Origin of the sequence: Leucobacter luti (genome assembly GCF_004217175.1) — a bacterium.
GTDB lineage: Bacteria > Actinomycetota > Actinomycetes > Actinomycetales > Microbacteriaceae > Leucobacter > Leucobacter luti.
In genome coordinates this window covers 121,756-142,031 of sequence record NZ_SHKI01000003.1, presented here as the reverse complement: position 1 = coordinate 142,031, position 20,276 = coordinate 121,756, and the positions used below count along the sequence as shown (strand labels likewise).

The 20,276-nt window shown below is 69.7% G+C and carries 18 protein-coding genes; 14 read left to right on the top strand and 4 right to left on the bottom strand.

Annotated elements, in window-relative coordinates; all coding sequences use genetic code 11:
• Positions 1 to 9: 9 nt before the first annotated feature.
• On the bottom strand, positions 10 to 675 hold the full coding sequence (locus EV139_RS03735) for a potassium channel family protein (protein ID WP_198677440.1): 666 nt from the start codon (positions 673 to 675) through the stop codon (positions 10 to 12).
• Positions 668 to 2,041 (bottom strand): TrkH family potassium uptake protein, encoded by a 1,374-nt coding sequence (locus EV139_RS03730; protein WP_130453478.1) that lies wholly within the window; start codon positions 2,039 to 2,041, stop codon positions 668 to 670. Before EV139_RS03730 ends, EV139_RS03735 begins: the two co-directional genes overlap by 8 nt.
• Positions 2,042 to 2,261: 220 nt before the next feature.
• Here EV139_RS03730 and EV139_RS03725 point away from each other — a divergent pair, with 220 nt between their 5' ends.
• The 4 genes from EV139_RS03725 to EV139_RS03710 all read left to right on the top strand — a co-directional run bounded on the left by EV139_RS03725 (position 2,262) and on the right by EV139_RS03710 (position 3,749).
• Positions 2,262 to 2,738, top strand: coding sequence for an ArsR/SmtB family transcription factor (locus EV139_RS03725; RefSeq protein ID WP_130452992.1), 477 nt, complete (start codon positions 2,262 to 2,264; stop codon positions 2,736 to 2,738).
• 105 nt (positions 2,739 to 2,843) lie between these two features.
• Positions 2,844 to 2,942, top strand: coding sequence for a 30S ribosomal protein bS22 (locus EV139_RS03720; RefSeq protein WP_005504750.1), 99 nt, complete (start codon positions 2,844 to 2,846; stop codon positions 2,940 to 2,942).
• Between the two features lie 160 nt (positions 2,943 to 3,102).
• Positions 3,103 to 3,393 (top strand): glutaredoxin family protein, encoded by a 291-nt coding sequence (locus EV139_RS03715; RefSeq protein WP_130452991.1) that lies wholly within the window; start codon positions 3,103 to 3,105, stop codon positions 3,391 to 3,393.
• A 53-nt stretch (positions 3,394 to 3,446) separates the two neighbouring features.
• Complete coding sequence (locus EV139_RS03710; RefSeq protein ID WP_130452990.1) at positions 3,447 to 3,749, top strand: Dabb family protein; 303 nt, start codon at positions 3,447 to 3,449, stop codon at positions 3,747 to 3,749.
• A gap of 38 nt (positions 3,750 to 3,787) precedes the next feature.
• On the opposite strand, the gene EV139_RS03705 is transcribed toward EV139_RS03710, so the two are convergent.
• Both EV139_RS03705 and EV139_RS03700 read right to left on the bottom strand, forming a co-directional pair.
• Positions 3,788 to 5,065, bottom strand: coding sequence for a flavin-containing monooxygenase (locus tag EV139_RS03705; RefSeq protein ID WP_130452989.1), 1,278 nt, complete (start codon positions 5,063 to 5,065; stop codon positions 3,788 to 3,790).
• A 251-nt stretch (positions 5,066 to 5,316) separates the two neighbouring features.
• On the bottom strand, positions 5,317 to 6,273 hold the full coding sequence (locus EV139_RS03700; protein ID WP_130452988.1) for a LysR family transcriptional regulator: 957 nt from the start codon (positions 6,271 to 6,273) through the stop codon (positions 5,317 to 5,319).
• A gap of 145 nt (positions 6,274 to 6,418) precedes the next feature.
• Here EV139_RS03700 and EV139_RS03695 point away from each other — a divergent pair, with 145 nt between their 5' ends.
• The 10 genes from EV139_RS03695 (at position 6,419) to EV139_RS03650 (ending at position 20,239) form a co-directional block, all read left to right on the top strand.
• On the top strand, positions 6,419 to 6,850 hold the full coding sequence (locus EV139_RS03695; RefSeq protein WP_130452987.1) for a RidA family protein: 432 nt from the start codon (positions 6,419 to 6,421) through the stop codon (positions 6,848 to 6,850).
• Complete coding sequence (locus EV139_RS03690; protein WP_130452986.1) at positions 6,847 to 7,524, top strand: DUF1028 domain-containing protein; 678 nt, start codon at positions 6,847 to 6,849, stop codon at positions 7,522 to 7,524. The genes EV139_RS03695 and EV139_RS03690 overlap by 4 nt, the downstream gene beginning before the upstream one ends.
• Entirely contained in the window at positions 7,517 to 8,710 is a 1,194-nt protein-coding gene (locus tag EV139_RS03685) for an amidohydrolase (RefSeq protein WP_130452985.1), read from the top strand. Before EV139_RS03690 ends, EV139_RS03685 begins: the two co-directional genes overlap by 8 nt.
• 28 nt (positions 8,711 to 8,738) lie before the next feature.
• A complete protein-coding gene (locus tag EV139_RS03680; RefSeq protein ID WP_130452984.1) occupies positions 8,739 to 10,199 on the top strand; it encodes an MFS transporter in 1,461 nt (486 codons plus the stop codon).
• Entirely contained in the window at positions 10,196 to 11,686 is a 1,491-nt protein-coding gene (locus EV139_RS03675) for an aldehyde dehydrogenase family protein (RefSeq protein WP_130452983.1), read from the top strand. The genes EV139_RS03680 and EV139_RS03675 overlap by 4 nt, the downstream gene beginning before the upstream one ends.
• Before the next feature lie 131 nt (positions 11,687 to 11,817).
• Complete coding sequence (locus EV139_RS03670) at positions 11,818 to 13,254, top strand: aspartate aminotransferase family protein (protein ID WP_130452982.1); 1,437 nt, start codon at positions 11,818 to 11,820, stop codon at positions 13,252 to 13,254.
• A 102-nt stretch (positions 13,255 to 13,356) separates the two neighbouring features.
• Positions 13,357 to 14,799 carry a purine-cytosine permease family protein gene (locus tag EV139_RS03665; RefSeq protein ID WP_130452981.1) on the top strand — a complete coding sequence of 481 codons (1,443 nt, stop codon included), beginning with the start codon at positions 13,357 to 13,359 and terminating at the stop codon, positions 14,797 to 14,799.
• Positions 14,796 to 16,454, top strand: coding sequence for an amidohydrolase (locus EV139_RS03660; RefSeq protein WP_130452980.1), 1,659 nt, complete (start codon positions 14,796 to 14,798; stop codon positions 16,452 to 16,454). Before EV139_RS03665 ends, EV139_RS03660 begins: the two co-directional genes overlap by 4 nt.
• 48 nt (positions 16,455 to 16,502) lie before the next feature.
• The gene (locus tag EV139_RS03655; RefSeq protein ID WP_130452979.1) at positions 16,503 to 17,951 is read left to right on the top strand and encodes a purine-cytosine permease family protein; all 1,449 of its coding nucleotides are present in this window, start codon (positions 16,503 to 16,505) and stop codon (positions 17,949 to 17,951) included.
• 323 nt (positions 17,952 to 18,274) lie between these two features.
• The gene (locus tag EV139_RS03650) at positions 18,275 to 20,239 is read left to right on the top strand and encodes a putative Ig domain-containing protein (RefSeq protein WP_130452978.1); all 1,965 of its coding nucleotides are present in this window, start codon (positions 18,275 to 18,277) and stop codon (positions 20,237 to 20,239) included.
• Positions 20,240 to 20,276: the final 37 nt, after the last annotated feature.

Sequence of the window (20,276 nt, the reverse complement as noted above, 5' to 3'; positions counted from 1 at the left end):
GCCGAGGCGCTAGCCAATGGTGGCGAAGCGCTCCACGTCCGAGGCGGTCCCGCTCACGATGATGAGGTCGTGGGGCGAGATCATCGTGTCCTGCGTTGCGTGCGTGAATGGCTGCCCAGGCGTCTTCACGCCCACCACCGTGACCCGGTAGCGGGTGCGCACGCCGCTGTCGGAGAGGGTGCGCCCGCGGATCGAGCGGGGCGGGTACATCTTCGCGATCACGTAGTTGTTGTCGAACTGGATGAAGTCGAGCATCGCCCCGCTGAGCAGGTGCGCCACGCGCTCGCCCGCCTCGCGCTCCGGGTAGATCACGTGGTTCACCCCGATGCGCTCAAGGATCTTGCCGTGCGAGGCGGAGATGGCTTTGGCCCAGATCTGGGGAATCTCGAGGTCGACGAGGTTGGCGGCGATGAGCACGCTCGCTTCGATTGAGGAGCCGGTCGCAACCACGGCGACCTGGAACTCGTCGGCGCCGATCTGCCGCAGCGCCTCCATCGAGCGGGCGTCGGCCTGCACCGCGTGGGTGACGCGATCCGCCCACTTCTGCACGAGCGTGGGGTCGGTGTCGACCACCAGCACCTCGCGGTCCTGGCGGTCGAGCTGCCCGGCGGTTGCGGCACCGAAGCGGCCGAGGCCGATCACGAGCACGGGGGCGTCACTGCGAATATCAACCAACGATCGGCCTTTCTTCGGGCAAACGGAACAGGCGTGAGCGGCTCGTCGCGGCGATCGCCGCGGCGAGGGTGACGGTGCCGACGCGGCCGGCCCACATGGTGGCCGCGAGCACATACTTGCCCGCGTCGGGGAGATCCGCCGAGAGGTTCGACGAGAGTCCACAGGTGCCGAAGGCAGAGATCACCTCAAAGAGCACAATGTCGAGCGACTCTCCGGTCATGTGCATGATCGCGACGGTCGCCGCGAGCACGATCGTGGCGCCCCAGATCAGGATCGACACCGAGACTCGCAGCACCTCGTTGGGGATCGAGCGGCCGAACGCCTGCACGTCCTTGTAGCCGCGCGCCTCGGCGTAGGCGGCGAGGAAGAGCACCGCGATGGTGGTGACCTTGATCCCGCCGGCGGTGGACGCCGAGCCGCCGCCGACGAACATGAGCATGTCCATCACGAGCAGGGTCGAGCCGTTCATGTCGAGCGGGTCGATGATCCCGAGCCCGCCCGATCGCGTCATGATCGACATGTAGACCGAGCTGAACATGGTCTGCCAGAAGTTCTGGTTGCCGAGCGTCGCCTGGTTGTTCCACTCGAGCGCGGCGATCGCGAGCCAGCCGAAGATCACGAAGATGATCGTCGTGGTGAGCGTCAGCTTCGCGTGCAGGCCGAGCCGCTTGTGCACGCGCCAGCCGCCCCCGATCACGTAGCGGTACAGCGCGAAGATCACGGGGAAGCCGATGGCGCCCAGAAAGACGCCGATCGCGAGGATGCTGAGCAGGTAGACGTCGGTGTCGAAGTGGTCGAGGCCGCCGCTGAGTGGCACGAAGCCGGTGTTCGTGAACGCGGAGGCCGCGAGGTAGAACCCGTTCCAGAGCGCGTGCCAGAAGTCGTAGCCGGCCACCATGAGGCGCGGCGTGATGAGCAGGGTGAGCACGCCCTCGATCACGACCACGCTGAGCGCGACCGCCCCGAGCAGCCCGCCGATTTCGCCGAGGCCCACCGCCTGGCTCTCGGACACGTCGCGCCCCATCCGCATGGGGTTGGTGTCGCCGGCCGCGAGGAGGCGCTGCCGCAGACCGAGGCGGCGCGTCACCGTGAGCCCGAGGATGCTCGCGAGCGTGAGCACGCCGATGCCGCCGATCTGCAGGCCGGCGAGCACCACGATCTCGCCGAACAGAGACCAGTGCGTCGACATGTCCAGCGTCGAGAGCCCGGTCACGCAGATCGCGGAGACCGCCGTGAAGAGAGCGTCGACGAGCGGCGTCATCTTGCCGTCCGCGCTCGCGAACGGCAGCGACAGCAGCGCGGTCCAGAGCAGGATCAGCGCGGTGAATACGAGCAGCGCAAAGCGCGCTGGCGATGAGTGGATCATCGCGCCGACCCAGGACTTGCGCGAGAGTGCGGCGGAGCGACGCTGCCTCACGACGGATGCCCCCACGGTGCCCTACTTTCCGCTGACGGCGCGAGGCGCGTGGATTTCACGGTCTCGACTCGATGCTGTCATGCTACACATCCGGCGGCGGAAGGGTGAATTGTGGCCCCACGGCACGCGGGAACGGGACAGAACGGCCCCGGCCCACTACCCTGGGGTCATGCCAGATATCTTCGGGGTCATTGCCGACGCGACCCGGCGCGACATCCTGCAGGTGCTGCTCGAGCGATTCAAGCGCGACGCCGAGATCAGCGTCTCGGAAATTGTGGGCCAGCTGGAGATTAGCCAGCCCACCGTCTCGAAGCATCTGAAGGTTCTTCGCGAGGCCGAGCTCGTCACGGTCCGCGAGGAGGGGCAGCATCGCTACTACTCGCTGAACCCCGAGCCGCTCGAGATGATCGAGGACTTCGTGATCCCGTTCCTCTCCGCCGGGTTCGACACCGAGGTGACGGTCGAGTACCTCTCTGAGAGCGGCGAGCGCGTGGCGGGCCCCGGAGCGCAGGACGCGTTTGCCGACCTGGGTGAGGAAGTGCTCCCCGAGGAAGCCGCCGCGGCCGCCGAGCGGATCGGACGCGCCGCCGCGCGCGCCGAGAATCGCGTCAAAGAGCTCGTTGCACGCTTCCGTTTGCGCGATTGATTTCACTTTTCGCGCCCGTTGGTTCGCGCTGGGCCGCTGCGCAGAGTAGGATTACTGTTTTGTGGGCCACGAATCCGGCGGCCCGAGAGACGTTGTGAGGTGACCGTGGGTTCAGTAATTAAGAAGCGCCGTAAGCGTATGTCCAAGAAGAAGCACCGCAAGCTGCTTCGTAAGACGCGTCACCAGCGTCGCAACAAGAAGTAGTCGGCGCGCCCCGGGCGCGACCGATGCTGGCGTCGGACCTCTGGTCCGGCGCCTTTTGTTGTCTGAGGCCCCAGCGCCTCGGGTGAACGCCGCGCGCCCAGCGCGCTGCGGCTGAGGTCCGCGGTGCCACGGGCGGTGCCCGTGGCCGGAAGGGAGCGCGATGCGCACCGTGCAGCTCACGCTGATCGGGAAACCGGGCTGTCACCTGTGTGACGAGGCCCGCGAGGTGATCGCCGCCGTCCGCGCGGACGCCGCCACGCGCGGGCTCGACACGCGGTTCGAAGAACTCGACATCCTGCAGGATCCGGAGCTCGCCCGCCGGTACTCGGAGCACATTCCTGTGGTGCGGGTCAGCGGCAAGCAGCACGCGATCTGGCGCGTTGACCCCGCCAAGCTCACGACCGCGATTGAGCGGGCCGCGCGCGGCCCGCTCGGCCGGCTGCTGGGCTGAACCAGCTCACCCACGCGCCACCACACTCACGTTTTCCCCGGAAGGAACCCACCATGACGCTGCGCCACATTGTCTCCTGGAAGCTCGGCGGCGAGACCCGCGACGCGCGCGACACGCAGGCGGCCGAAATTCGTGCTGCGCTCGAACCCCTCGTCGACCTCGTGCCCACCGTGCGCGCGCTCGCGGTGCACCGCAACGAGCTCTTCGACGGCGAAAACTACGACCTGACGCTCGTCGCCGACTTCGACGACGCGGCCGGACTCGCCGTGTATGCGACCCACCCGGACCACGTCGCGGCGGGTGCCGTGGTGAAGCGGCACGCGATCGCCCGCGTCGCCACCGACTTCACGCTCTAGGCGCCGGGCGCGCTGCCGCCCGGCGCCCGATCGCCCCGCTACGCGTGGGTGAGGTGCGGCGCGGGGCGGTACGCGCGGTAGCCCTGCTGGATCGCGATCTGGTCGGCGAGGTACTTCGCGTCGTGCCACACTCCCCAGATGAAGCTTGAGCCGCGGCGCGACTGCCAGGGCAGGCCGAGGAAGTAGACGCCGGCCTCCGGGGACACCCCGCGCTGGTGCACCGGCCTCCCCACCTCGTCGAACGCGTTCACCTGGAGCCAGCCGTAGTCGGCTCGGAACCCGGTGGCCCACACGATCGACGTGATCCCGGCCCGCGCAAGGTCGAGCTCGAGGATCGGGCTGGTCACGCTCGCGGGATCCGGCCCCAGCTCCCTGGCCGCGGGCTCTTCCGGCAGGTCCAGGCCGAGTCGCTCGATGTAGGCGTCGGCCTCGTCGAGCAGCGCGAGGTAGTTTTCGTCGCCGCCGCGAATGTTGGTGGCGAGGTCGGTGCCAAACCGCATCACGCCGTCCGCGTACGCGTTCGCGCGCCCCACGAGCGTGATCCCGTCGGCCGCGAGGTTGCGAAAGTCGATCGTGCGGCCGCCGTCGGCCCCGCTCACCGCGATGGTGACGTGCTCGGCGCCCTCCGCGGGGGTCGCGGCGTCCCACTTGCCGAGCACCCCGAGCCACCACACGAAGCTGCGGTCGCGGTAGCGCTGGGGTGGCCGGTCGTGGGGCCCCACCGCGAGGGTGACCTCTCGCCCCGACTGGCGCAGTTCGTTCGCGATCTGCACGCCCGAGGAGCCGGCGCCCACAACGAGCACCCCGCCGGCGGGGAGCTGCGCGGGGTTGCGGTAGCCGGCCGAGTGGATCTGAGTGAGCCCGGCCTGCTCGGGAACGAGGGGCGGGATCGCCGGGATCTGGAACGCGCCGGTCGCTGCGACCACATAGCGCGCGCGGATCGGCCCGGCGGAGGTGTCCGCGTGGAACCCGTCGGCGTGGGGGAGGCGCCGCACCGATTGCACCTCGACGCCGGTGCGCACGGGGGCCCCGATCTGCGCCGCGTAGTCCTCGATGTACTGCGCGACCCGGTCTTTCGTGGCGAACGCGTCGGGGTCTACCCCCTCGAACTCGAGGCCGGGGAACCGATCGTGCCAGGCGGGGCCGTTTGCCACGAGCGAGTCCCAGCGTTCGCTGCGCCAGCGCTCTGCCACGCGGTGGCGCTCAAGCACGACGTGCGCGACTCCGAGCGCACTGAGGTGTTCGCTCATTGCCACTCCGGCCTGGCCGCCACCGACGATGAGGACTTCGGTGGCCTCGATCTCTTGGCTCGACATACTTCGCTCTCCGCTCGTCTCGGGGGACTGGGCTGTTCCCGGCGCGCGCGGTCGAGTGCCGCGCTGGGCCGGATTCAGCTCCCGGACGCCGAGGGTGGGTCCGGGTAGGCACCAGCAAAGCGCAGGGCGCGGGGGCGAAGCCAATACACGTTCGTGGTGCATTGGATCGGTTTCTAAGAACTAGTTATCCGAGCTGATCGGAATTTCACATGATGGCTCGTCGGTGCGGCGCCGTGGCGGCTGCCGCCTCGCTACTGCTCCGCCGGCTCCGCCCCGCGGGGCTCCGGCGCCGCGAGTTCTGCCCCGGCGACGAGCGCCCGCACCGCTCCCGCAACGGCGCGGGCGCGCGCGGTGTGCGCCACCTGCGACAGCGATGACACCGTGACGTTTAGTGAGCGCACGTCGCCGCTGATCTCGATCACGGCGGTGCGGTTGCCGGTGTAGGTCTCCTCGATCCGGGGCCGCTGATTGAGGATCGAGAAGCCGCAGCCCATCGCGACGAGCGAGCGCACGGCCTCGTAGTTCTTCGTGCGATACGCGATGCGCGGCGTGAGGCCCGCGCCGGTGAGGAGGTCAAGAAAGTACTCGCGACTGTCCGGGAGATCGAGCAGCACGAGCGGTTCGCCGGCAAGCTCCGTGAGCGCCACCTCGCTGCGGTGCGCGAGTGGGTGGTCCGTGTGCAGGATCACGTGGGGGCGCACGCTGCCGATCACCTCCTGGTCCACGCCGTCGGGCGACGTGAGGTCGTACCCGATCGAGATCTCGGCCCGCCCGCCGCGCAGCGCGGCGAGGTTTTCTTCCGAGTCGCCCTCGAGCACCTCGACGACGAGATGAGGATGCCGCTGCTGCAGCTCGGCGAGAAGCTGGGGCAGGATGAACGGGGTGAGCGTGTGGAAGCACGCGACCGTGATGGTGCCCCGCACGTCGTCCTGGTGCGACTGGATCGTCTCGATCGAGTCGGAGAGCATGCCGAACACGCGGTGGGTGTCGCGCAGCAGAGACTCGCCCGCGGCGGTGAGGATCAGGCCCTTCGAGTGCTGGCGAATAAACAGCGCGGCGCCGAGCGAGCGTTCGAGGTGCGAGATCGCGGTGGAGACCGCCGACTGCGCCACGTGCAGCTCCTGGCTCGCCGCGGTCATGTTGAGCGTCTTCGCGCACTCGGCGAAGTAGCTGAGCTGCGTGAGTGTGATCGAGAAGCGGTGCACCATTGCGAGGATCCTCCGGCCGGGCCGTGGGGCCAGGTATCTAATTTTCAGATACCTTATCTCCCTTTTGAGTATTTTACAGATTCTCTGTGGCTCCCGACAATTGGCTGAAGAGCCACCCCGGCCGCCCACTCGACGAGGAGACACTGTGACGGAGACGACGCATCTGCGCCTGCGGAAGTTCAACACCCGCGACACCTACCCCGAGCAGAACCTCGACAACGACCTGAGTCAGGCGGTCGTCGCTGGCGGTGTGGTGTACCTCCGCGGCCAGATCGGGCAAGACCTCAACACCCGCGAATCGGTGGGGATCGGCGACGTGGTTGCGCAGACCGAGCAGGCGATGCAGAACATCGCGCTGCTGCTCGACGAGGCGGGGAGCCGGCTCGCCGACATCGTCAAGGTCACGATCTACATCGTCGACCCGCGGTACCGGGAGGACGTGTATCGCACCGTCGGCCGGTGGCTGCGCGGCGTGTACCCCGTGTCGACCGGAATCGTGGTGCAGGCGCTCGCGCGGCCCGAGTGGCTCGTGGAGATCGACGCGACCGCCGTGCTGAGCGACGGGGGTGCAGCGTGACCTTCTCCCTGATCCTGCGCGACCCGGTGACCGGCGAGTTCGGATCCGCGATCTCGTCCTCGTCCCCGGCCGTGGCCGCGCGCTGCGTCAACCTCGCCGACGGGATCGGCGGGGCGCACTCCCAGAACGTGACCGACCCGCGGCTCGGCCCCGCCCTGATCGAACAGCTGCGCGCGGGCGCGACCGCGCAGGCGGCGCTCGCCGCCGTGGTCGCCGCGGCAGATCCGGCAACCATCGGCTACCGGCAGCTGCTCGTGCTCGACGCCGCGGGGCGCGCCGCCGTGCACTCGGGCGATCGCGCGCTCGGAATCTACGGTTCAGCGGTGCGGGACAACGCGGTCGCCGGCGGCAACATGCTCGCGAGCCACGACGTGCTCGACGCCCTCGTCGACACCGCGCTCACCGCACCGGGCGGGATCGAAGAGCGCCTGCACGCCGCCCTCCGCGCGGCGATCACCGCGGGCGGCGAGGCCGGCCCCGTGCACTCCGCGGGCATCGCGGTGGTGGGCGCCGCGGGATGGCGCATCACCGACCTGCGCGTCGACTGGTCGGAGGATCCGATCGGAGAACTGCGCCGCGCGCTCGACGAGTGGCTCCCGCAGCGTGACGACTACACCCGCCGCGGGCTCAACCCGGCCGCGGCCCCCTCGTACGGGGTGCCGGGCGATGAGTGACGACCCGGGCGAGCTGAAGGCCCGAATCGCCGCGCGCGCCGCAGGCGTCGACGCCGAGCTGATTGCGCTCTCGAACGCGCTGCACGCGAACCCCGAGATCGGCTGGCAGGAACACCGGTCCGCGGCCGCGGTGGCCGCGCTCCTCACCGCGCACGGCTTCACCGTCGAGCAGCCATACCTCGGCCTCGATACTGCCGTGCGCGCGGTGCGCACCCCGCGCGGGCTCCCGCACTTCACGGTCGGGTTTCTGGCCGAGTACGACGCACTGCCGGGGCTCGGCCACGCGTGCGGCCACAACCTCATCTCGGCGATGTCGGTGGGCGCGGCGATCGCGCTCGCCGCCGTCGCCGACGAGCTCGGGATCGCCGTCGAGCTGATCGGGACCCCCGCTGAGGAGGGCGGCGGCGGCAAGATTGTGCTGCTTGAGCGCGGCGCGTTCACCGAGCTCGACCTGGCGCTCATGGCCCACCCGGCCCCCGTCGATGTTGCGGAGGCGCGGCCGTTCGCGGTGACACACTGGCACGTGAGCTACGACGGCGCCGCTGCCCACGCCGCCGCGTACCCCGAGCGCGGGATCAATGCGAACGACGCGTTTCTGATCGCGCAGCTCGCGATCGGACTGCTCAGACAGCAGCTTCCGGCGACCGCGCGCGTGCACGGGGTGCAGACCCGCGGCGGCGAGGCGCCCAACGCGATCCCCGAGCGGACCGAGGGGCGCTGGTACGTGCGCGCCGAGACCACCGCGGAGCTGCTCGCACTTGAATCGCGGGTGCGCGCGTGCTTCGAGGCCGGCGCGCTCGCGACCGGCGCGACGCTCACGATCACCCCCGAGAGCGAGCGCTACGCCGAGATGCGCACCGACGAGGCAGCCCTCGAGCACTACCGCGAGAACGCCCGCGCGCTCGGCCGCAGCTTCGACGTCGACCCGGCGGCGGCGAGCATGAACCGGGCCTCCACCGACATGGGGAACGTGTCCCAGCTCGTGCGCGCCATCCACCCGTACATCGGAGTCGGCGGCACCGCGAGCAATCACCAGCCGGCGTTCGCTGAGTCGTGCGTGGGCGAACGGGCGGAGCAGGCGCTCCGCGACGGGGTCCGCGCCCTCGCCTGGACCGCGCTCGACGTCGCCGCCGACGTCGCGCGTGAGCGGCGCGGCGCCGGACTCGCGCCGCCCCAGCCCGCGTAACCACCCACTCAGAGAACAGGACGTGTCAATGTCGACCGCAGCCCCGCCCCCAGAGATCAGCGAGCTCGTGAGCAAGAAGAGCCTCCGCAAGAGCGTAGTCGCCGGGTCGATCGGCGTGCTGGTGCACTGGTTCGACTGGGCCGTGTACGCGTACCTCGCCGGCACCATCGCCGTCGTGTTCTTCCCGGAGTCGAACAGCACCGCGGGCCTGCTCTCGGCGTTCGCGGTGTTCGCGGTCTCATTCCTGGTGCGCCCCATCGGCGCGGTGATCTTCGGCAGGCTCGGCGACCGGCTGGGTCGCAAGCACACCCTGTCGATCGTGATCCTCGCGATGGCGCTCGCCACCCTCGTGCTCGGGCTGCTCCCCGGCTACGACACCATCGGGATCCTCGCCCCGATCCTGCTCATCGCCACCCGCGTGGTGCAGGGGCTCGCCGCCGGCGGCGAGTTCGGCAGCGCCGCCGCGTTCCTCGGCGAGTTCTCACCCGCGAAGCACCGCGGCTTCGGGGTGAGCTGGCTCGAGTTCGGGAGCCTGCTCGGCTTCCTGCTCGCCTCGTTCACCGTGGTGCTGCTCAACCTCGCGTTCGATCCGCAGCAGATTATCGACTGGGCCTGGCGCATCCCGTTCCTCATCACCGTGCCGCTCGGTCTGATCGGGCTCTACATCCGGCGCAAGATCGAAGACACGCCGGAGTTCGAGCAGCTCAAGGAGCTCGAAACCGTGTCGCACGCCCCGGTGCGCGAGGTGTTTCAGCGCAACTGGCGCGAGTTCTTGCAGACCAGCGGCATGGAGACCTTCATGAACGTCACGTTCTACGTGGTGCTCGTGTACCTCCTCACCTACCAGGAGGTGTACATCGGCTTCGACGCCGGCCGCGCCGCGCTGCTCTCGACGCTCGCCTCAGCACTGGGCCTCATCATCGTGCCGTTCGCGGGCATCGCTTCCGACCGGCTTGGCCGCAAGCCCGTGCTCCTCACCGCCGCCATCGCCCTCACCGTGCTCGCGGTGCCGCTTTTCATGCTCATGCAGCGCGGCGAGGAGTGGGCAGCGTTCGTGTCGACGCTCGGCCTCGCGCTGATCCTCGCCATCATCCTCGGCACCCACGCGGTCACCGTCGTTGAGCTCTTCCCCACGCGCACCAGGCAGACCGGGCTGTCGACCGCGTACGCGCTCACGGCCGCGCTCTTCGCGGGCCCCGCGCCGTACGTGCTGACCTGGCTGCTCGGCGTCACCGGCGACATGCTCGTCCCCGGGTACTTCCTGCTCGGTGTCGGCGTGATCGGCGTGGTGACCGTGCTGACACTGCCCGAGACGCGCGGCACCCCCCTCATCAAGGCGCAGGACCTCGAGACGGCGACCGTCGAGATCCCCGCGGAGGTGCTGCAGGCGCTGCACCCCACGGACTCCGCTGCCCCGGCCGCCGCCACCGACTCCCCGCCCACCGGCGGGCCCCACCACACCACCCACACCGATCGGAGCTCCTCATGACCCGCAGCCACACCGACTGGCAGGCCGCCGCCGCCGCGCTCACCCTCGACGGCCGCCCAGTGATTGGCGGCGCCCGCGTCGCCGCGAGTTCGGGGGCCACCATTGCGAACTGCAACCCCGCCACCGGCGCAGTGATCTCGCAGATCCACGAGTGCGGGGACACCGAGGTCGACGCCGCGGTCGCGGCTGCCCGCGCCGCGTTCGACTCGGGCGCCTGGTCGCGCGCCGGCGCCGGGTTCCGCCGCGAGCGGTTGCTTGAGCTTGCCCGGCTCATCGAGGCGCGCGCCGACGAGTTCGCGCTCCACGACACCCTCGATATGGGCAAGCCGATCCGCGAGTCCGCCACCGTCGACGCGCCGGGATCCGCCGCGCTCTACCGCTTCTACGGCGAGGCGATCGAGAAGACGGAGGACCTGATCCCCGTGACCCCGCCCGGGTCAACCGCGCTCGTGACCCGCGAGGCGCTCGGCGTGATCGGCGTGATCGTCCCCTGGAACTACCCGCTCGAGATTGCCACGTGGAAGCTCGCCCCGGCGCTCGCCGCAGGAAACTCGGTCGTGGTGAAGCCCCCGGTCGAGGCGTCGCACTCGACGCTGCTGCTCGCGGAGCTGGCACTCGAAGCCGGCATCCCGGCCGGTGTGGTCAACGTGGTCACCGGCCGCGGCTCCGTCGTGGGCCGTGCGCTCGGCCTGCACCCAGACATCGACATGATCGCGTTCACCGGCTCCACGGCCGTGGCGAAGCAGCTGCAGGAGTACGCCGGCCAGTCGAACATGAAGCGGCTCGCGCTCGAAGCCGGAGGAAAGAGCTCCAACCTCATCTTCGCCGACTGCGACGACCTCGCGCTCGCCGCCGAGAAGGCCGCGTTCGGGAGCTTCTACAACCAGGGCGAGGTGTGCTCGGCAAACTCCCGGGTCTTCGTTGAGCGCGCCGTGTACGACGAGTTCCTGGAGCTCTACGCCGCGGCCGCGCGCGCGTACGCACCGGGCGACCCCCTCGACCCGGCGAGCGGGATCGGATCGCTCGTCTCCGAGGCGAAGGCCGACGAGGTGTGGGCCACGATCGAGGCCGCGCGGCGCGACGGCACGATCGTGGCCGGCGGCACGAGGCCGGAGATCGGTGGGTCGCGCGCGTTCATCGAACCGACGATCGTCGCCGACGTCCCCGCCGACCACGAGCTGCACACGCGCGAGGTGTTCGGCCCCGTTGCCGTGGTCACCCCGTTCGACACGGAGGCGGAGGTGATCGCCCGCGCCAACGAGACCCCCTACGGCCTCGCGGCCTCGCTGTGGACCGGATCGCTCGCGCGGGCGCACCGGGTGTCGCAGCAGCTCGTCGCCGGCACGGTGTCGGTCAATACGGTCGACGCGCTCGGGTTCACCACCCCGTTCGGCGGGTTCAAGCAGTCCGGCTTCGGCCGCGACCTGTCGGTGCACGCGCTCGATAACTACACGGACTACAAGACCACCTGGATGCAGTGGGGCTAGCGCCGCTGCATCGCATTCAGAGATTCAGCTGAACCAATATCCCTATTTTACCGATGACGACAGCGCTGCCAGCATGGGGAACAGCGACGGCACCCCGCCCGGTCAACGCTGACTGAGAGGACACACGAACGATGACACTGCACCAAGACACCGCAGCCCCCGAGCAGGCACTGAGCGACGCGCCCACCGGGCTCGCGGAGATCGCGAAGCGCCACCTCGTAATGAACTTCACCCCCGCGGGCAAGTACCGCGACGACGATCTGCCGGTCTTCGTGCGCGGCGAGCACTGCTCCGTGTTCGACGACACCGGCCGCAGGTTCTTCGACGGCCTCGCCGGACTGTTCTGCGTGCAGCTCGGCTACACCCACGGCGCCGAGGTTGGCGACGCGGTGCGCGAGCAGCTCGCGGAGCTCCCGTTTCAGACCACCTGGAGCGTTGCGCACCCGCCGGCGGCGCGGCTCGCGCAGAAGATCGCGGAGCTCGCGCCGGGCGATCTCAACCGCGTCTTCTTCGCCTCGGGCGGCAGCGAGTCGAACGAGGCGGCGATCAAACTCGCCCGCCAGTTCCACATCGACCGCGGCGAGGGCACCCGCACCAAGTTCATCGCCCGTCGCGTCGCGTACCACGGCACGAGCTACGGCGCGATGTCCCTCAACGGCATGACCGACGTGCGCAAGATGTTCGAGCCGCTCATGCACGGTGTGCGCCACACGCACAACACCAAGCGGTACCGCCGCCCCGAGGGTGAGACGCCTGAGCAGACCACCGCGTTCCTGCTCGCCGAGCTCGAATCACTCATCGTGCAGGAGGGCGCCGACACGATCGCCGCGATCATCATGGAGCCGCTGCAGAACGCCGGCGGCAGCCTCACCCCGCCCACACCCGAGTACTTCCCCGGGGTGCGCGCGCTGTGCGACAAGTACGGCATCCTGCTCATCGCCGACGAGGTCATCACCGGGTACGGGCGACTCGGCTCCTGGTTTGGTTCGACGCACTACGGGTTCCAGCCGGACATGATCACGTTCGCAAAGGGCATCGCCTCCGCGTACATGCCGCTCGGCGGCGTGATCGCGAGCGACCGGATCATCGAGACCGTGCTCGACGGCTCGCTCGGCATGTTCAACCACGCCCTCACCTACGGCGGACACCCGGTTGCCTGCGCCGCGGCACTGAAGAACCTCGAGATCATGGAGCGCGAGCGGGTCGTCGAGAACGTGGCGGAGCTGACGCCGTACCTGGGCGAGCAGCTCGCCGCGGTTGCCGCGAAGCACCAGCGCATCGTCGGCGACCTGCGCGGCGACGGCTTCCACCGCAGCTTCGAGCTCGTGACAGATCATGCAGCGAAGCGGTGGGCCGAGACCCCGGTGAACGCGAGCGACTTCGTCGGCGGGCACCTCAACCCCGCACTCGCGGCGGCCGGGCTGCTGTGCCGCGTGGCGATCGACGCCGAGGGCAACCCGCTCGTGCAGGTGTCGCCGCCGCTCGTGATGACCCGCGCGGACATCGACGAGCTCGCCGGCCTCCTCGACCGCGCGTTCACCGCCGCGACGGCAAGCGCGGGCCTCTAACACGCCCGCAGTGCCCCGGGGCCCGCAGCGCGCGGGCCCCGGGTGGCGCGGTTTCGCGCGCCAATTTTCGACCCACTTCAATGGCGAACGTAGGGATCCATCATGAGTGAATATCCACGACTTTCAACCTCGACCACGAAGGTGATGACCTTCGAGCGCCGGCACATCCGGCCGATCCCCGACGACGAGCGGCACGGCACCACGCGCGGACTCTTCTTCGTCTGGCTCGGCATCAACATGGGCCCGCTCACGGTGGTGACCGGGGCGTTGGGACCCACGCTGTTCGGCCTGTCGCTCGGTTGGACCATCACCGCGATCGTGCTGGGCAACGTGATCGGCGGGTTCGGCGCGGCGCTGCACGCTTCGCAGGGGCCACGGCTGGGGATTCCCCAGATGCTGCAGGCGCGCGGGCAGTTCGGCTTCTTCGGCGGTAGCCTGCTGGCGTTCATCGCGCTCATCATGTTCCTCGGCTTCTTCGCGTCGAACCTGGTGGTCGCCGCGCAGAGCTTCGCCGCGGCGTTCGGCAGCAGCGCGGACTTCGCGTGGATCATCGCGTGCGCGATCGCGGCGCTCACCATCGCGATCTTCGGGTACGACCTCGTGCGCCGCAGCATGGCGGTGTTCTCCGTGCTGATTGGCGCGCTCATGATCGTGTCGATCATCATCGCGATCGCGAACCCCGCCACGTTCCAGGCGCAGCCGGGCCTCGGGTACAACACCGCCGGGTTCTTCGGCATGCTCGCGATCGGGGTGACGTGGCAGCTCGCGTACGCACCGTACGTCTCCGACTACTCGCGGTACATGCCGCGGGAGGGCGGCGCCAAGCCGGCGTTCTGGGCCACCTACCTGGGACTCGTGCTCGGCACGATCCTCGTGATGGCGCTCGGCGGAATCGTGGGGCTCACCACGACCGAGGGGAACGCGATGTCGGCGCTCGGAAACCTCCTGGGCGGGTTCGGCCCGGTCGTGCTGTTTGCGCTCGGCACCGCGACGGCGGTGATGAACTCCTCAAACATCTACTCGGGGGTCATGTGCTCACTCACAGTGCTTGAGACCGTCTCGGCGCGCATCGACATCAACACCGCGAAGCGCGTGCTGATGACCGTCGTCTACGGGGCGCTCGCGATGGTCGCCGCACTGCTCGGACAGAACAACTTCCTCGTGATCTTCAGCGATTTCGTCACGATCCTGCTCTACGTGCTCATCCCGTGGTCGGCGATCAACCTGGTGGACTACTTCGTGCTGCGGAAGGGGGAGTACGAGGTCGCGGACATGTTCCGCCGTGACGGCGGGCGGTACGGTCGCTGGGACGCGATCGGTCTCATCAGCTACGCGATCGGCCTGCTCGTGCAGGTGCCATTCATGGTCACGAACATGTACACCGGACCGCTCGCGGCTCCCCTCGGGTACGTCGACGTCGCCTGGATCGTCGGCTTCATTGTGCCGGCCCTGGTGTACGGTCTGTGGCGGCGGCGCGAACTGCGCGCAGCGGTGGCGGGGAGCGCCACGGCGGCCGCCGCACCGCGTGCCGAGGTGCGGCGGTGACCGCGCCCGAGCTCGTCATCACGGGCGCGCAGCTCTGGGATCCGGCACCGAGCGCGGCGACCGCGGTGGCAATCGCGGGCGACCGGATCACGGTGGTCGGGAGCGACGCGACGATCAGCGCCCTCGCCGGCCCGCTCACGGTGCGACTCGACGCCGCTGGCGCGGCGGTGCTCCCGGGGTTTCACGACGCGCACATCCACGCGCTCGCCGGTGGCCTCGCGCTGCTCGGCTGCGACCTGGAGACTGAGCACTCGCTTGCCGGCTACGCGCGACTCATCCGCGCGGCCGCGGCTGAGCCCACACCGTGGGTGGTCGGGAGCGGCTGGTTCGGGGACGTATTTCCCGGCGGACTCCCCACGCGAGAGCTGCTCGATGAGCTCGTGCCGGACCGCCCGGCCGTGCTCACCAGCCACGACGCGCACGGCGTGTGGGTGAACACCGCGGCGCTCGAACTCGCGGGCCTCACCGACGCGACCCCCGACCCACCGGCGGGACGGATCGTGCGCGACGCGGCTGGCCGTGCCACGGGGATGCTGCTCGACTCCGCCGGCGAACTCGTGACGCGGCTCGCCCCGCCCAGGGCGGCCGCCGATATGCGCCGCGCGCTGCTCGCGGCCCAAGAACTCCTGTTCTCGCTCGGCATCACCAGCTGGCACGACGCGATCCTCGGCGAGTACCTGACGCTGCCGGACAGCCTGCCGAGCTACCGCGACACCATCGCGTCCGGTGCTCTCACGGCCCGAGTCACCGGCTCGTTGTGGTGGCCCCCGGCGGCGGGGCCCGAGTACCTGCCCGAGATCCTCGCGCGGGTCGCGGCTGCGCGGTCCGCCGGCGTCGCGGTGTCGAGCGTCAAGATCATGCAGGACGGGATCTGCGAGAACTGCACCGCCGCCCTGATCGAACCGTACACGGGCGTCTCGCCCGAGGCGCGCGGTGACTCAGTGATCGCGCCGTCAGACCTCGCGGAGATCGTCACCGGCATCGACGCCGCCGGGCTGAGCGTCCATTTTCACGGCGTCGGAGATCGCGCCGTGCGCGAGTGCCTCGACGCGGTCGCCGCGGCGCGGGCGCGCAACGGCGCGGGGGCGCGGCACCAGATCGCGCACCTCGACCTCGTTGATCCGGCCGACGTGTTGCGCTTCGCGGAGCTGGGGGTCACCGCCAACCTGCAGCCGCTCTGGGCGCGCAACGACCAGGAGATCGTCGAGCGCAAGCTCCCGCTGCTCGGCCCCGGCCGCGCCACGCAGCACTTCCCGTTCGGCTCGCTCCACCGCGCCGGGGCGCACCTGGCGATGGGCAGCGACTGGCCGGTGACGAGCCCGGACCCCCTCTGGGGCCTGCACACCGCGTGCACGCGCACGGCACCCGCGGGCGACCTGCACGCCCGAAACGCGGCGGCCCGCGTCCCCGCGCTCCCCGCCGAGCGGCTCGATCCCGAGACCGCGATCCGGGCCTACACGCTCGGAGCGGCCGAGATCTCGGGCACCGCCGCGCACGCGGGCAGAATCGCGGCCGGCGCGCTCGCTGACCTCGTACTGCTCACCGGCCCGATCGGCGCGCCCGAGGCGTTCGACGGAGTGCGCGTTGCACGCACCCTGCTCGGCGGGGCCACCGTCTACGCCGCCGACGCTCGCCCGGCCCCGCCGGGGCGCTGAGGCACTCTGCCCCGGTCCCGCCGGGGCGCCCACCGAACGAGGAGAATCATGACCCAGGAACCACCCGTCGTCACGAAGTCATTCGTGCGATTCGAGCAACAGCACATCCTCCCGATCCCCGAGGACCAGCGCACCGGCACCAGCTGGTCGCTGTTCGCGATCTGGGTGGGGCTCAACATGATGCCGCTCACCGTCGTAACCGGCGCAGTCGCGAGCGGTGCGTACGGCCTCCCGATCGGCTGGAGCATCGCCGCGATCCTACTCGGCAACGTGCTGGGGGCGTTCGGATCGGCCCTCCACGCCTCGCAGGGGCCGCACCTCGGGATCCCGCAGATGCTGCAGGCGCGCGCTCAGTTCGGATACATGGGCGGCAGCCTGTTCGCGCTGATCGCCTTCATCATGTTCATCGGCTTCTTTGCGAGCATCCTGATCGTGGCGCGCGATGCGCTGCTGGCGGTGTTCCCCGATTTCAACGGCTCGCTAGCGATCCTCGGTTTCGCGGTGATCGGGATCGTGCTCTGCGTCTTCGGCTACGACCTGCTGCGCAAGACCATGGTCTACCTCTCGATCGTGATCGCGCTCGCCGTGACGGTGTCGATGGTGCTGCTGTGGTTGCAGCCCGAGGTTTCCGGCCTGCGCGCCGACGCCGAGTTCACCTTCGAGGGCTTCTTCGCGATGCTCGCGATCGGGATCGTGTGGCAGCTCGCCTACGCCCCGTACGTCTCCGACTACACCAGGTACCTGCCGAAGACGACGGGACCCAAGGCCGCGTTCTGGAGCACCTACCTGGGGCTCGTGCTGAGCTCGGTGTTCGTCATGACGCTCGGCGTGCTGCTCGGTGCCGCGAGCCCGGAAAATCCGCTCGCCGCGCTCGGCGAGCACCTCGGCACGATCGGACTCGTCGTGCTCATCATCTTTGCGGTGAGCTCCGCCCTCATCAACGGGGTCGAGCTCTACTCGGCGGTGATGAACGCGCTGACCGGGATCCAGTCAACGTTCCGCAACGTGATCATCACCTCCCGCACCCGCGTGGTGACCACGATCGTGAGCGGCGTTGGTGCGACACTCATCGCGCTGCTCGGGCAGGGCGACTTCATGACGATGTTCGAGAGCTTCCTGTCGCTCCTGCTGTACGTGCTGATCCCGTGGTCGGCGATCAACCTGGCCGACTACTTCATCGTGAAGAAGGGCGACTACGCGATCGGGGAACTCTTCAATCGGGAGGGCGGGGAGTACGGTCGCTGGAACGCGGTGGGCCTGTGGAGCTACGCCATCGGCTTCGCGGCGCAGGTGCCGTTCATGATCACCCCGCTGTTCACTGGTCCGATGGCGGCGCCGCTGCGCAACATCGACATCGCCTGGCTGGTCGGCTTCGTGGTGACCGCGGCCGTGTACCTCGTGCTCGTGCGCGTGCGTGCGGCGCGGGGCGGGAACGCAGCGGACGGCGGGAGTGAAACCGGGTCCGCGGCGGCGACGCCCGCCGTCGAGCCGCGGTAGGGCGCGGAGCGGCGCTGGCCGGGGATCGGCGGGCGTCGCGGCATCCGCGCTTGTGCACGTACACACCACCACCGTGCACGGGTGTCGGTTCACTCGGTGCACGCAGCCTGTCGCCCGCCTCCACTGCACCGGACAGGCCCGAGCACGGCTACTTCCGGACCGCCCGCCGGGGGCTGGTACGCGCGGCTAGCCTCGGTCTCATACGCGGAGTGTTGAGCGGGCGCACGAAGCGCCGCCGCCGCCGCGTCTCCGAGGCCGTGCAGTCCGCCGCGTCTAGGGGGCGACCTCGGTCGACCTCTCGGCGCACCGCGAGTAAGGAAATCTTGACAGTCGAAGCTCCCCCCACTCACACCGTTCGCCGCCGCTCTCGCGCCCCCAAGAACGGCCGGATTCTTGGAATCGGCACGGCGCTCGCGCTTGCGATCGTGCCCATGCTCGGCTCACCGGCGCTGGCGAACGCTGAGCAGCGTCCGGTTGACTCACGGAGCGCCACCGCGTTCACCGCGAAGGTGCAGACCGAGGTCTTCATCGGTGCGGACGTGCAGCCCAGCGACTTTGTTGCGCCGCTCGACGGCGCGACCGGCCTGGTAACGACGCGAACCGACAGCACGCTGCATTTTCTCGACCTGGCCGCGGAAACCGTCACCGGCAGCATCGCCTTGCCGGCCGAGGGTGGCAGGTTCATCGAACTGTCACCCGACGGAGCCGCCGCCTATCTCGTGCTGAGCGACGGGCAGATCGCGGTGGTCGATCTTGCCACCCGCTCCCTCGCGAGGAGCTTCGCATCGAGTGTCCGCTACCCCCAGCGGCTCGCCGTCTCGGCGGACGGTGAGCGCCTCTACGCACTCGGCCTCGACGGGCAGCTCGCGAGACTCGATCCGGCAGACGGGACGGTGCTCGCCAAGGGGCAGGTGCCGGGCACGAACTACCACGGACTCACGTTCGCCGCCGACGGAGCCGAACTGCTGGTCGGTGGGGAGAAAGTGATCCAGGTCGTCGGTGCGGACGACCTCACTATTCAGCGCGCGATCGCTCTGCCGAACTTTACGAGCGTGGGCGATCTGAGCTACGACACTGACCCCTCCCGCCTGTACGTGTCTGACTCGACGGGATCACGGCTCGGCGTGCTCGATCCCGCGAGCGGTGTCTTGCTCGCTTCGGCGCCCGTGGGAAACCCGATGGCGATGATCGTTGGATCGGACGAACACAATCGGGCGTACGGCAACGTGCCGTACTGGGACATGATCATGTCGGCGAACTTCGATACCGGAGCGCGCTCCGAGAGCTACCGTGCGACTCCGACCGCTCCATTCTCGCTGTCCTCGAACCCTGCCACTGGAGACCTCTTGTCCGCGAACGCCGGCTGGTCGAACGGCGTCAAAGGCAGCACAGTGTCGATCGTGTACGCGCCGGGCGTGACTGATCCGGCGGACGTCGCGATCACTGCGTTGGAGGGCGAAGCGGTCTTCACCACCGCGGTAACCGGAATCAAGCCGCGCGGCGGCGGAGCTCTGCAGTGGCAAAGCTCCGACGACGGTGTCGAGTGGGCGGACGTACCCGGCGCGACCGGCGACGAACTCGCGGTCGCGGTGAACGCGGAGACTCTCGCGCAGAGCTATCGCGTGCGCTGGTCGGATGCGTTCTGGGGCGCATCTGGAGAGAGCGCTGCGGCACGAATCGTTACCCCCGCCCCGGCGATTACGCTGGACACCCCGCTTCCCGCGGGCGTCGTCGGCGAGGCGTACGAGGACACGGCGATCACGGCGAGTGGTCAGGCGGATCTGCAGTGGTCTGTTGACGGCATGACGCGGACGACCCCCGGGCTTCCCGTCGGGCTCGCGCTCGACCCGGCAACCGGTGTGCTCTCGGGCACCCCAGAGGCCGAGGGCGATTACGTACTCACTGTGACCGTGACCGACGTGTTCGGCTCTGACACCCGCGAATTCCCGCTGACCGTGACCGCGAACGCGGCTGTGACGCCACCGGTGACGCCGCCCGTAGCCCCGCCGGTGACCCCGCCGGGTACGTCAAACCCGGACACGTCGAACCCGGACACGACCGGCCCGGACACCACGAACCCGGATACCACGGCCCCGGGCGCGACGGACGACGCGCAGCCCGGAACGAGCGGCTCAGCGGATGCTCCGGCGCAGACGCAGGCCGGCGCCGGAAGCGCCCAGCTTGCGCAGACGGGCGCGGCGGATCCGCTCTGGCTGCTCGGTGCCGGGCTCGTGCTGCTCGGTTTCGGGGCCGTGATCGTGCTGCGCCGCCGAACCACCGCGCGCTAGGCTCGGTCCAGCCGGCACCCGCCCGCGGCGGGTGCCG

What these genes read in the sequence shown, in the direction of transcription:
- EV139_RS03730 (WP_130453478.1), bottom strand. Translation starts at nt 2,041, where the DNA reads ATGATCCACTCATCGCCAGCGCGCTTTGCGCTGCTCGTATTCACCGCG.
- EV139_RS03725 (WP_130452992.1), top strand. Translation starts at nt 2,262, where the DNA reads ATGCCAGATATCTTCGGGGTCATTGCCGACGCGACCCGGCGCGACATC.
- EV139_RS03715 (WP_130452991.1), top strand. Translation starts at nt 3,103, where the DNA reads ATGCGCACCGTGCAGCTCACGCTGATCGGGAAACCGGGCTGTCACCTG.
- EV139_RS03710 (WP_130452990.1), top strand. Translation starts at nt 3,447, where the DNA reads ATGACGCTGCGCCACATTGTCTCCTGGAAGCTCGGCGGCGAGACCCGC.
- EV139_RS03705 (WP_130452989.1), bottom strand. Translation starts at nt 5,065, where the DNA reads ATGTCGAGCCAAGAGATCGAGGCCACCGAAGTCCTCATCGTCGGTGGC.
- EV139_RS03700 (WP_130452988.1), bottom strand. Translation starts at nt 6,273, where the DNA reads ATGGTGCACCGCTTCTCGATCACACTCACGCAGCTCAGCTACTTCGCC.
- EV139_RS03685 (WP_130452985.1), top strand. Translation starts at nt 7,517, where the DNA reads ATGAGTGACGACCCGGGCGAGCTGAAGGCCCGAATCGCCGCGCGCGCC.
- EV139_RS03680 (WP_130452984.1), top strand. Translation starts at nt 8,739, where the DNA reads ATGTCGACCGCAGCCCCGCCCCCAGAGATCAGCGAGCTCGTGAGCAAG.
- EV139_RS03675 (WP_130452983.1), top strand. Translation starts at nt 10,196, where the DNA reads ATGACCCGCAGCCACACCGACTGGCAGGCCGCCGCCGCCGCGCTCACC.
- EV139_RS03670 (WP_130452982.1), top strand. Translation starts at nt 11,818, where the DNA reads ATGACACTGCACCAAGACACCGCAGCCCCCGAGCAGGCACTGAGCGAC.
- EV139_RS03665 (WP_130452981.1), top strand. Translation starts at nt 13,357, where the DNA reads ATGAGTGAATATCCACGACTTTCAACCTCGACCACGAAGGTGATGACC.
- EV139_RS03655 (WP_130452979.1), top strand. Translation starts at nt 16,503, where the DNA reads ATGACCCAGGAACCACCCGTCGTCACGAAGTCATTCGTGCGATTCGAG.